This is a genomic window from Mesorhizobium sp. CO1-1-7, from assembly GCF_020164885.1.
GTDB lineage: Bacteria > Pseudomonadota > Alphaproteobacteria > Rhizobiales > Rhizobiaceae > Mesorhizobium > Mesorhizobium australicum.
Map to the genome: position 1 here is coordinate 62,718 of NZ_JAIUHA010000006.1, position 11,880 is coordinate 74,597.

An 11,880-nucleotide genomic window follows, 5' to 3' on the forward strand; every position below is an offset into this window, starting at 1 on the left:
GCGCACCGATCCCGTTGCCGAAAATCCAAACCACTGACGCGTCAAAGCCGGGCTCCGATTGCCCCAACCAAGGCGTCCTGTTGAAGAATTGGAGGAAACGGGGCGCTCGTTGGCGAGCGCCCCGAAATCGCGGCCTATTTCTGGATGCAGGTGTCGACCGTGTCCTTGGTGCATTCGTCGAGACCGGTGAAGACCGGATCGTCAACCTTCTTGCCTTCGACCAGGTCGATCATCACCGATGGTGCCTTGTAGCCCATTTCGAAGGGCCGCTGGCCGACCAGCGCGGTGACAAGGCCGTCCCTGGCGATGGCCACCTCGTCGCCGATCGTGTCGGCGGCGCCGATGACGAAGTCGTTCTTGGCCAGCCGGTCCTTGAGCGGTCCGACCAGGTCGCGGTAGGGCTGCGGCGCGCCGAACAGCGGCCAGCCGCCCATGATACCGAACGCGTCGAGCTTGGGATTGGCGGCGAGGATGTCGGTCATCGCCTGAACGCCCTTGGCTCCGTCGTCATTGGTGAATACCGGGCAGCCGGCGACTTCCGTCCAGCCGCCTTCGCCGGCAAGTGCCGTGAGGCCTTCCTTGCCCGTCAGCGCGTCGCGCATGCCTTGCGCGCGACGCAAGATGTTGTCGGCCGCCGGATTGCCCTCGATGGTGCAGATCGTGCCACCATTCGGCTTGGCCTTCTTGATGTACTCGCCGATCTTCTTGCCCATCAGGTAGTTGTCGGTGCCGAGATAGGTCTTGCGCAGTGCCGCGTCTTCCTTGGCGAGGTCGGCGTCGACGGTCATGATCGGGATCGACGGATTGGCGCTCTTGATCGTCTGTGCGATCAGTGGCGCGTTGGACGGCGAGATCGCCATCGCCACCGTGTCGGCCTTGCTCAGCATATCCTGCACGATCTGCGCCTCGCCGGCTTCGTCGGAAGTCGATGCCGGGCCGGTGTAGAAGCATTCATATTCCGAGCTGGCGTTTTCCTTGTTCCATTTCTCGCAGCCCTGGTGGATGGCTTCGAAGAATGGATTGTCGAGACCTTTCACCACGATGACGAGCTGCTTCTTGGCCAAAGCCGGCCCGGCGCCCAACGCCATGGCGGCGACGGCGGCGAGCAATACTGTTTTCCTCATGTCAGTCCTCCCTTTGCAACCAGACGGACACGGCGTGCCCGCCACACAAACCAGCCAGGATGCGAGATGACTGAGACGCGTGCGCCCATTCAATCCGGCCAGGCCGATAAGCATTTTCAGATGCGACCCTCCCAGCGACGACGCTGCACGATCGCCAAAACCTTCCTGCCGTTGGCGCCGCCGATGGCGTCGTCAAAGCCGGCATGTCTTCCTCCGACGCTCAACTAATAACGGCTTGCCGCCAACGTCAATGCTATTTGTCCTACAAAACGGATTTTTCAAAATCCGCATGGCGCTATTCGTCTGACAATTGCCTGTTCGACAATTGACGCCCGCGATGCCATTCGCGTAAATGACCGCATCGCTGCCCCCGGGAGGAGCTGGGGAAAGCCAATGGAAGCTGTCGCTTGTCCGCGTGCGGATGGGCCAGGCATGGGAGGCAAAGACTGGTGGCGGTTCTCGAACTCACCAACATCTCGAAGCATTTCGGCGCCATCCAGGCGGTCAACGACGTGTCGCTGTCGATCGAGCCTGGAGAGGTCGTCGGCCTGATGGGCGACAACGGCGCCGGCAAGTCGACGCTGGTCAAGATGATCGCCGGCAATTTCCGCCCGAGCCATGGCACGATGCGCATGGAAGACAAGGAACTCATCCTGCACAAGCCGGTCGAGGCGCGCCAGCACGGCATCGAGATCGTCCACCAGGACCTGGCGCTCTGCAACAATCTGACGGCGGCGGCCAATGTCTATCTCGGCCGCGAACTGCGTCGTGGCGTCGGCCCGTTCCGCATCCTTGACTATGCGGCGATGTACAAGCGCGCCGGCCATATCTTCGCCGAGCTGAAATCCGAGACGCGCCCGCGCGATCTCGTCAAGCAGATGTCGGGCGGACAGCGCCAGGCCGTGGCGATCGCCCGCACCATGCTGTCGCAGGCCAAGATCGTGCTGATGGACGAGCCGACGGCGGCGATCTCGGTGCGGCAGGTCGCCGAAGTGCTCAACCTCATCCGCAATTTGCGTAACCAGGGCATCGCCGTGGTGCTGATCAGCCACCGCATGCCCGACGTCTTCGACGTCGCGGACCGCGTCATCGTGATGCGGCGCGGCAGGAAGGTCGCCGACAAGGCGATCGCGTCGAGCTCGCCCGAGGAAGTCACCGGGCTGATCACCGGCGCCATCGAGCAGGCGGCGTGAGAGCGATAAAACCGGGTTTCATTGCGCTGGCGCGTTTCGCTACCGGCAGGAAAGGTCGATAATGGCAGTCACCCTTGACCAGACGATCGCGCAGAAGCAGCACACTTTGCTATCGCGCCTGTTCTCAAGCCAGACTTTCTGGGTGGTGGTCGCCGTCATCCTGGCCTGCATCTTCCTGTCCTTCGCCACCGATGCCTTCGCCACCTCGAAGAACCTCTACAACATCACCCGCAACATCACCTTCGTCGCCATCGTGGCGCTCGGCATGACCTTCGTCATCATCACCGGTGGCATCGACCTGTCGGTCGGCTCGGTGCTGTGCCTGTGCTCGATGGTGCTGGCCGTCACCATGCATGCAGGCTATTCGATCGAGATCGGCATTCTGGCCTCGATCGCCACCGCGCTCGTCATCGGCGCCTTCAACGGCATTTTTATCGCCTATCTGGGCTTTCCGCCCTTCGTGGTGACGCTCGGCATGCTGTCGATCGCCCGCAGCCTTGCCATGGTCGCCTCCAACAACACCGTCGTCTTCCAGTTCGGCCCGGACCACGACAAGCTGCTGGCACTCGGCGGCGGCGCCTGGGTGTTCGGCATCGCCAACCCGGTGCTCTACACGATCCTGCTGGCCCTGATCACCGGCTTCGTCCTGCGCTGGACGAAGTTCGGCCGGCATATCTTTGCCATTGGCGGCAACGAGCACGCCGCCACGCTGGCCGGCGTGCCGGTGCGCCAGATCAAGGTCGCCGTCTACATGATCTCGGCGCTGTCGGCCGGCATTGCCGGCATCATCGAAACCGGCTGGCTCGGCGCTGTCACCACCAATCTCGGCAACGGCATGGAACTGCAAGTGATCGCCGCCACCGTCATCGGCGGCGCCAATTTGGCCGGCGGCGTCGGCACCGCCTTTGGCGCCATCGTCGGTGCCGCCCTCATCGAGGTGATCCGCAACAGCCTTGGCCTGCTCGGCATCAACGCCTTCTGGCAGGGCACCTTCATCGGCGGCGCCATCCTGCTCGCGGTTCTGTTCGACCGGATCCGCAATTTCAGGCGCAGCGATTGAGGGCTTGTCGCCGTCGAAGCGCCATTCATTCTGGTTCCTATCGCTCAGTCTGAAAATCGGCTGAAGCCGACCTCCATTGGTAGCGGCCAACAGCCGATGCCTTGACGGATGCCGAAAACCGGCCGCACAATCCTCCCTGCAAGCGAAGGGAGGCCAGTCGCTTGCGGGAGGATATGCCATGACGGAAGCGATCAGGCTCTACTGGGGCCGGTTCGGACATGTTTCTGTCCTGAATGTCGCGAGCGACTTCGTCACCCATGCCCATGTCGAGGCACATCTGATCATCTGGCTCGAAGGCACCGCCGGCGAGATGACCATCGGCCGCGAGACGGTCCGCCTCGGCCCTCGCACCGCCGCCGGCATCAATTCCTTCCAGCCCCACAGCCATGTCCTGGCGCAAAACGGGACGCCCGGTCTGTTTCTCGCCTTCTACATCGATCCCGACTGGGCCCGCCGCAGGCGCGACCTGCCATCCAGCGCGCCGCTGTTTTCGCGGGCGGCGATCGCGCTCGAGCCTTGGCTGCACCAGGCGGCCGCCAGCCTGCTCGACCATCTCACCGACAATGAGAGCGTCGACGATGTCGCCAATTACGAGATCGAGCGCTTCATCGACTCGGTGCTCGATGCCGCCGACGCGTCGGCGCCGCAGGAAGCGCGCGGCCGCATAAACACCGTGCAGGATTTCCGCGTTCGCAAGGCGATCCAGCTGATGAAGGCCAATGTCTGCGAACGCATCTCCTTCGACGACGTTGCCCGCGCCGTTGGCCTTTCGCGGCCGCATTTCTTCGCCTTGTTCAAGGAACAGACCAACCTGACGCCCAATGTCTATTGGAACACGCTGCGCATGGAGGAAGCGGTGCGGCAGTTGCAATGGTCGCGCGAGCCGCTGATCTCGGTCGCCTGCAATCTCGGCTTCACCACGCAAGGCAATTTCTCGCGCTTCTTCCGTGACCATGTCGGCGTGCCGCCGACGCTCTACCGCGAGGCCGCGCGGGCAATGGCCTGAGCCGGCAGCCATCTGTTTTTCAGACTGGTTGATAGATGCTCAAGACGCATTGATAAGCGCTGTGCGCGCTAGCGCCCTACCCTTGCCGCAACGAAATTCGCAAGGGAACATCTTATGCCAAAAGTCACCATTTCCAGCGTGATCGACGCACCGGTCGAAAAGGTTTGGGCGCGCATACGCGACTTCAACGGGTTGCCGGATTGGCATCCACGCATGGTCGAGAGCCATATCGAAGACGGCAAGGATGCCAGCACGATCGGCTGCGTGCGCAACTTCCAGCTGGCCAGCGGTGCCCGCCTGCGCGAAAAACTGCTCGACTTCTCCGATGACAATTTCCTCGTCAGCTATTCCATCCTGGAAACGCCGCAGCCCCTCACCAACCACAAGGCGACGCTGCAGCTCAGGCGCGTCACCGACGGCGACCGCACCTATGCCGAATGGACCGCCAGCTTCGACGCAGCACCCGAAGAAGCCGACAAGCTGGCCGAGGGCATGGGCGCCAATGTCTTCCAGGGCGGCTTCAATGCGTTGAAGAGCCATTTCGCCGAGCAAGGCTGAGCCAAACCACGGGAGCGCGCCATGGCGCTGGCATTGCAGACATTCTCGACCGTGAAGGACGCCAATGCGGCGCTGACGGTCGCTGGCAGCCGCTATCTCGGCGGCGGCACGCTTGTGGTTCGAGCCGCCAATGAAGGCGATATCTCCGTCTCCGCTCTTGTCCGCGCCTCCGATCCGGCCCTGTCGGGCATCGCCCTGTCCGGCGGCAAGGTGCGCATCGGCGCTTCGGTGACAATGGCGGAGATCGCCCGCCATCCGGAACTCGGTACCCTCGCCAAGGCCGCGCGCGCCGTCGGCGGCCCGGCGATCCGCAACATGGCGACCATCGGCGGCAATCTGTTCTCGCCGGCGCCCTATGGCGATTTCGCCGTGGCCCTGCTGGCGCTCGACGCAACGGTCGCTACCGATGACGGCGAAAGCCCCATCGAGACCTTCCTGGCCGCACGGGACGACAGCCGCGCCATCGTCACGTCGGTCGGTTTCACGCTTCCGAAGCCCGACAGCTTCCGCTTCCTCAAAGTGTCGCGGGTCAAGCCCAAGGGGGTCTCGGTGCTGAGCATCGCCATCGTTCTGGAACAGGCTGGAGACAGGACCGTGTCCTCAGCGCGGGTCGCGCTGGGCTGCATGGCCGATCGGCCGATGCGTGCCAAGGCAGCGGAAAAAGCGCTGCTCGGCAGGACGCTCGACCCGGATGGCATCGCACCGGCGCTGGCCGCCGCGGCTGAAGGCATCTCGCCCATCACCGACCCGATCGCCAGCGCCTGGTATCGCGCCGAGGTGCTGCCGGTGCATCTCGGCCGGCTGCTGCTGACCGAATAAAACCCGTGGGAGGGCGCGCGTCTGTCCGCTCCTCGGGCAGGCGCGCAAGGAGGAAGAATGGCAAAGGTCCCGGTTCAATTCACGCTCAACGGCTCCGAAAAAGCCGAATTCATAGAAAGCGGCACGACGCTGCTCAATGCCTTGCGCGACAAGGTCGGCGACACCTCGCCGAAGGGCGGCTGCCACCAAGGTACCTGCGGCGCCTGCTCCGTCATCATCGACGGCGAGTTGAGGCTCTCCTGCCTGACGCTGGCCGAGACCTGCAACGGTGCAACGATCACCACCACATCGGGCCTCGCCGAAGGCGGCGTGCTGCACCCGCTGCAACGCGCCTTCCTCGACGCCTTCGCCAGCCAATGCGGTTTTTGCACGCCGGGCATGATCATGGCCGCCAAGGTGCTGCTCGACCACACGCCCAACCCCAGCCGCGAGGATGTCGTCGAGGCGCTGTCCGGGAACGTCTGCCGCTGCACCGGCTACGAGCCGATCATCCAGGCGGTGCTGACCGCCGCCCGCGCCAATTCGCAGAACGCGGCCTAGAGCCGGATGATTTCAGGTCGAACAGACCTGAAATCCGAATCCGGCTCTAAATCAAAGAGATAGAGCATGATGTCGCCCGAAAACCGCTTCACACTTTTCGGCATCATGCTCTGAGGGACCAAAGAAATGGAATTGCGCAAGAGCTACTTCGCCGATGTCCGCAAGGACGATCTGCATGAGATCGGCCAGGCGCGGCCACGCTCGGATTCGCCAGGCCACGTCACCGGCAAGACCGCCTATTTCGCCGACCGCAACTTTCCCGGCATGCTGCATTTGAAGATGGTGCGCAGCCCTCATCACCATGCCCGCATCCGCTCGATCGACACGTCGGAGGCCGAAAAACATCCGGGCGTGGTCAAGGTGCTGACGGCCAGGGACGTGCCGCACAATGTCTACACGATCCTGATCCTGATCCAGGTCGGACCGGAAGACGAGACGGTCCTGGCCGACGGCAAGGTGCGCTGGAAGGGCGAGGCCGTGGTGGCGGTGCTGGCCGAAACCGAGCGGGCCGCCCAGGAAGCCGCCGCCAAGGTCAAGGTCGATTATGAAGTGCTGCCCGCCGTGTTCGACATGGAGGAAGCGCTGAAGCCCGGCGCGCCGATCGTCAACGAGTATCACGGCCAGAACTATTACCTCTATGACAGCGGCGCGTGCCGCAAGGTGCGCTTCGGCGATGTCGAGGCGGGCTTTGCCGAGGCCGATCACGTGCTGGAGCAAAGCTATCAGTCCTCGCCCATCGAGCACGCGCCGACCGAGACCACCGGTTGCGTGGTGGCGCCCGAGGGCAATGACCGCTTCACCTGCTACACCAACACACAGGCGATGTTCTTCACCCTCGACAACACCTCGATCATCCTGCAGATGCCGGGCAGCAAGCTGCATTTTGTCGGCGGCACGGTCGGCGGCGGTTTCGGCGGCAAGGTCGATGTCATCGTCGAACCGATCGCCATCCTCGGGGCAAAACTAACCGGGCGACCAGTCTGTTTTGTCTACAGCCGCGAGGAGGAGATGCAGATCTCCTCGCCTCGCGCGGCCGAAAAAGTCGTCATCAAGGACGGGGTCATGAAGGACGGCCGCATCGTCGCGCGCCAGGTCACCGGCTACACCGATGCCGGTGCCTACTCCCGCCACTCGCCCTATGGCGCGCAGAAGGGCGCTGGGCACTATCCCGGCCCCTACACCATCCCCAATGTCTGGATCGACACCTACTGCGTCTACACCAATCGCACGCCGTCATCGGCCATGCGCGGCTTCGGCGTCACCATCGGTGACTTCGCGCTGGAGGTGCAGATGGACAAGCTGGCGCGGCTGATCGGCATGGATCCGCTCGAATTCCGCTTCATCAATGCCTATCGCGACGGCGACATGAAGGCGCATCGCCAGCCGACCGAGGGGGCGGCCCTTATCGAGTGCATGCAGGAAGCCTCGCGCGCCGCCCACTGGCCGGTGGCGGAGAAATACATGGCGATGTCCTCCTACAAGAACGGAGCTTGAGATGGCGATCAGGCGTGGACGCGGCGTCGCCGCGATCAACTATCCCACTGGCATGAACCTTGGCGGCGACCCGACCCAGGCGCTGGTGCATTCGACCCCGACCGGCAATTTCATGGTCACGCTTTCCAGCGTCGATCTCGGCCAGGGCATGAAGCAGATCATGGCTCAGATCTGCGCCGAAACGATCGGCGTGCCGACCGACCGCGTCGTCGTAGACACCGCCGACACCGACACCGGCCCGCACTGCATGGGCACGTTTGCCTCGCGCGGCACCCACCGCGCCGGCAACGCGGTCATCCAGGCCGCCAGGGAAGCCCGCCAGGTGATGCTTGAAGTGGCGGCCGAGGAACTGGAAGTGAATGCCTCGGACCTCGAAACCGACGGCCAGGGCAACATACTGGTCAAGGGCGCGCCGCAGAGATCGATCTCGATCTTCGATGTCGCCCTGTCGGCGCATTTCAAGCGCGGCCGCTCGATCTCAGGCCGTGGCATGTTTTTGATCCCGCGCTCCTATCCGGAGAAGGAGACCGGCGCGATGAAGCCGTCGACCTGTTACGCGCATGCCTGCACGGTGGCCGAGGTCGAGGTCGACGACGAAACCGGCGAGGTCACGGTGCTGACGGTGAAGAACGTCTTCGAGATCGGCCGCGCGTTGAACCCCAAAATGGTCGAGCAGCAGCTGGTCGGCGGCTCCTGGATGGGCATCAGCCATGCGCTCTACGAGACGACCGAGCCCTACTACCCCAACCGCGACCATGGCGGCACCGACTTCAACCAGTATCTGATGCCTGGTCCCGGCGACCTCGCCGAAACCGAAATCATCGTGCTGGAGCGGCCTTCGGCAGATGGTCCCTATGGCGCCAAGGGACCGGGCGAAATGTGCGCCAACCCCCAAATCCCGGCGGTCGCCAACGCCGTCTTCGACGCGGTCGGCGTGCGCATCGACACGCTGCCGATCACGCCGGAACGCATTTTGCGCGCGCTCAAGGCGCAAGCCGCGAACTGAGGACCGACATGCCCAAGGTAAACGCCGAAACGCTCGCGACCTCGCCGGAGGCGGTGGCCGAGCGCCTCGCCGCCTCGCGCTATCTGGCCGACGACAGCCTCGCCACCGCCATATTTCTGGCTATCCGGCTCGGCAAGCCGCTGCTGCTCGAAGGCGCGCCGGGCGTCGGCAAGACGGAAGCCGCCAAGGCGATCGCCGAGCTGCTCGGCCGCGATCTGGTGCGCCTGCAATGCTACGAAGGCATCGACGCCGCGCATGCGCTTTATGAGTGGAACTACCAGCGCCAACTGCTCGCCATCCGCCATGCCGGCGAGCACGAGATCGACATCTATGACGACCGTTTCCTGATTGCCCGGCCGCTGCTGCAGGTGCTGAAGGCGCCGCAGCAGCGAGTTTTGCTGGTCGACGAGATCGATCGCTCGGATCATGAATTCGAAGCGCTGCTGCTGGAATTCCTGTCCGATTTCCAGATCAGCATTCCCGAGCGCGGCACCATCCGTGCCGCCGCACAGCCGATCGTCATCCTGACCTCGAACCGCACCCGTGAACTGGCCGAGGCGCTGCGCCGCCGCTGCGTCTATCACTGGATCGGCTATCCCGACGCCGAACGCGAGGCCGCCATCATCATGCTGCGTACTGGCGATGTCGCGGAGGCTACCGCGCGCGCGGTGGCGGCTGCGGTGCAGACCATCCGCGCCCGTCCGCTCGCCAAGCCGCCCGGCATCGCCGAAGCCGTCGAATGGGCCAATGCCGCGACGATCCTGGAGAAGGGCGGCAGCCCGTGGCCGGAAGCCTTCCGCCGCGCCATCGGCGTGTTGATCAAGGACGAGGAAGACCTCTCCTACATCGCCCCCGAGCTTGGCCGCATCGTCGAGGAGGCGCTGGCGTGAGCCGGGACCTCGACAATCCCTTCTCCCCGTTCACGGGGAGAAGGTGCCCCGAAGGGGCGGATGAGGGGCGGCGCCACGATGGCCAGAAGTCGGCGCTGCCCCTCACCTGCCTGCCGGCATCCTCTCCCCGTAAACGGGGCGAGGAGAGCGTACCTCCCGCCGCCACACCCTTCCTTGGCTTCGGCCAACTGCTGCGCCGCTACGGCTTTGCCATAGCCCCCGAACAAGTCTGCGGCTTCATGCAGGCGGTAACCTTGCTTGGGCCACGCTCTATGGCCGACATCCGCGAGGCAGCGCTCGCCACCCTGGCGCCGCCACCTGACCGCCGCGACGAATTCGAGGCGCATTTCCAAAGCCATTTTTACGGCAACACATCAGCCGTGGTGGAAGGCGACAGCGACGAGGAAACCCGCGTCAAGGATGATGGCGGCGCCGACGACGAGCGGATCGAAGCCGAGCAGCGACAGGAAGGCGGCGAGCTATCCTCGGCGATCGAACAGTTGAGCAGCCGCGACTTCCAGCACGACGACGACAGGCTAACCGCCTTTCGTCGTCGACTGTCGAACGCCTTGCCCGCGCGCCGCTCCTTCCGCACGGTGCGCACCCATTCGCGCGGCAAGCTCGACCTGCGCCGCTCGCTCAGGGAAATCGTCAGCGCCGATGGCGATGTCCCCTCGCCGCTGCTGCGCCGCCGCCAGACCGTGCCGCGCAAACTGCTGATCCTGATCGACGTGTCCGGCTCGATGAAGCTCCACACGTCTGATTATTTGAAGCTCGCGCATGCCGCCGTGCAAGGCGCTGACCGGGCAGAAATCTTCACCTTCGGGACGCGTCTGACCCGCATCACGTCAGCGCTGCGCATCCGCGACCGCGAGCAGGCGCTGGCGCGCGCGGCCGCCCAGGTCGACGACTGGGACGGCGGCACCCGCATGGGACCAACGCTGCTTGCCTTCCTCTCCGTGCCGCGTTTTTCCGCCTTCGCACGTGGTGCGGCAGTGATCATCCTGTCCGACGCGCTGGAGCGCGGCGACCATGCCGAACTGGAGACGGCGATGCGCCGGCTGAGCGCCCGTGCTTTCCGGCTGTCGCTGGCGACACCTTTGGCCGGCGACCCGCGCTTCCAGCCGGCAACGGCCGCGTTGCGGGCCATCCTGCCTGATCTCGACGATCTGGTCGACGGCTCGTCGGTGAACAGCCTCACCGATTTCATCCTGTCGCTCGCCCGCCCTGCCCCACGGGCGGCGACAATCTGGAAAAGGGTATCGTGATGCAGAAAGCCATCGACGCGCATTTCCATATCTGGCGCCAGCAGGACCAGCCCTGGCTGGTCGGGCCGATGGTGCCGCGCATCTTCGGCCCCTACGAGCCGATCCGCCGCGACTACCCGATCGAGGAGTTTCTCGCCGACCAGCAAGATTCCGGCGTCGAGAAAGCGGTCTACGTCCAGACCAACTGGGCGAAGGAGGATTTCGAGAAGGAAGTCGCCTTCCTGCAAAAGACGGCTGATGAAACCGGCTGGCCGCACGCCATCGTCGGCTACACCGACATGACGGTGGACGATATCAGACCCCAGGTCGACCGCCTGAAAAAATATCCGCTGCTGCGCGGCGTGCGCATGCAGTTGCATTGGCACGAGACGCCAGCCTTCCGCTTCGCCACTGGCCCCGATCAGGTGATCGATCCCAGGGTACGGGCCAATGTGGCGCGGCTGAAGGATTACAACTTGTCCTTCGACCTGCAGCTCTTTCCCGCCCAGATGAAGGACGGGCTGACGCTGGTCGGCGAGAACCCCGAAACCAATTTCATCCTCACCCATGCCGGCATGCTGACCGGCATGGATCAGGAAACCACCGAAGCCTGGAAGGCTGGGCTGCGCACGCTGTCGGCGGCGCCGAACGTCTACGCCAAGCTCTCCGGTCTCGGCACCTTCGTCCACCGCAACGACCCCGGGCTGATTGCCTATATCGTCGACAACGCGATCGAGATATTGGGCGCGGATCACCTGATGTTCGGTTCCAACTTCCCCATCGAGAAGTTGTGGACCAGCCACGCCGAACTGATCAAGGCCCACCGCGCGGCTGTAGCGAAGCACGGTCCGGCGGCCGAGGCTGATATCTTCTGGAATACGGCGGAGCGGATCTACCGGCCGGCTTGACCGCCAGGGAGTTCGCCGCGCCATTGGCGCGGCGA

12 protein-coding genes are annotated in these 11,880 nt (G+C 64.2%); 11 read left to right on the forward strand and 1 reads right to left on the reverse strand.

The window, feature by feature from the left end:
- Positions 1–134: 134 nt before the first annotated feature.
- Complete coding sequence (locus tag LB516_RS14130) at positions 135–1,124, reverse strand: sugar-binding protein (protein WP_140615496.1); 990 nt, start codon at positions 1,122–1,124, stop codon at positions 135–137.
- Positions 1,125–1,573: 449 nt separating this feature from the next.
- Between LB516_RS14130 and LB516_RS14135 the strand changes: the two genes are divergently transcribed.
- The 11 genes from LB516_RS14135 (at position 1,574) to LB516_RS14185 (ending at position 11,845) form a co-directional block, all read left to right on the forward strand.
- Positions 1,574–2,317 (forward strand): ATP-binding cassette domain-containing protein, encoded by a 744-nt coding sequence (locus LB516_RS14135; RefSeq protein WP_015317105.1) that lies wholly within the window; start codon positions 1,574–1,576, stop codon positions 2,315–2,317.
- A 61-nt stretch (positions 2,318–2,378) separates the two neighbouring features.
- Positions 2,379–3,377: an ABC transporter permease gene (locus LB516_RS14140; RefSeq protein ID WP_224719777.1), complete on the forward strand. Its 999-nt coding sequence runs from the start codon at positions 2,379–2,381 to the stop codon at positions 3,375–3,377.
- A gap of 178 nt (positions 3,378–3,555) precedes the next feature.
- Positions 3,556–4,383 carry a helix-turn-helix domain-containing protein gene (locus LB516_RS14145; protein WP_140615490.1) on the forward strand — a complete coding sequence of 276 codons (828 nt, stop codon included), beginning with the start codon at positions 3,556–3,558 and terminating at the stop codon, positions 4,381–4,383.
- A gap of 114 nt (positions 4,384–4,497) precedes the next feature.
- The gene (locus tag LB516_RS14150; protein WP_140615488.1) at positions 4,498–4,941 is read left to right on the forward strand and encodes an SRPBCC family protein; all 444 of its coding nucleotides are present in this window, start codon (positions 4,498–4,500) and stop codon (positions 4,939–4,941) included.
- A 21-nt stretch (positions 4,942–4,962) separates the two neighbouring features.
- A complete protein-coding gene (locus LB516_RS14155; RefSeq protein WP_224719778.1) occupies positions 4,963–5,760 on the forward strand; it encodes an FAD binding domain-containing protein in 798 nt (265 codons plus the stop codon).
- Positions 5,761–5,817: 57 nt separating this feature from the next.
- Positions 5,818–6,300 carry a (2Fe-2S)-binding protein gene (locus tag LB516_RS14160; protein WP_224719779.1) on the forward strand — a complete coding sequence of 161 codons (483 nt, stop codon included), beginning with the start codon at positions 5,818–5,820 and terminating at the stop codon, positions 6,298–6,300.
- A gap of 126 nt (positions 6,301–6,426) precedes the next feature.
- Entirely contained in the window at positions 6,427–7,794 is a 1,368-nt protein-coding gene (locus tag LB516_RS28865; protein ID WP_263492544.1) for a xanthine dehydrogenase family protein molybdopterin-binding subunit, read from the forward strand.
- 1 nt (position 7,795) lies between these two features.
- Positions 7,796–8,800, forward strand: coding sequence for a xanthine dehydrogenase family protein molybdopterin-binding subunit (locus LB516_RS28870; protein WP_015317098.1), 1,005 nt, complete (start codon positions 7,796–7,798; stop codon positions 8,798–8,800).
- An 8-nt stretch (positions 8,801–8,808) separates the two neighbouring features.
- Positions 8,809–9,690, forward strand: coding sequence for an AAA family ATPase (locus tag LB516_RS14175; RefSeq protein ID WP_224719780.1), 882 nt, complete (start codon positions 8,809–8,811; stop codon positions 9,688–9,690).
- A gap of 191 nt (positions 9,691–9,881) precedes the next feature.
- The gene (locus LB516_RS14180) at positions 9,882–10,958 is read left to right on the forward strand and encodes a vWA domain-containing protein (protein ID WP_263492553.1); all 1,077 of its coding nucleotides are present in this window, start codon (positions 9,882–9,884) and stop codon (positions 10,956–10,958) included.
- Positions 10,958–11,845: an amidohydrolase family protein gene (locus LB516_RS14185; RefSeq protein ID WP_224719953.1), complete on the forward strand. Its 888-nt coding sequence runs from the start codon at positions 10,958–10,960 to the stop codon at positions 11,843–11,845. The genes LB516_RS14180 and LB516_RS14185 overlap by 1 nt, the downstream gene beginning before the upstream one ends.
- The last annotated feature ends 35 nt before the right edge of the window (positions 11,846–11,880 follow it).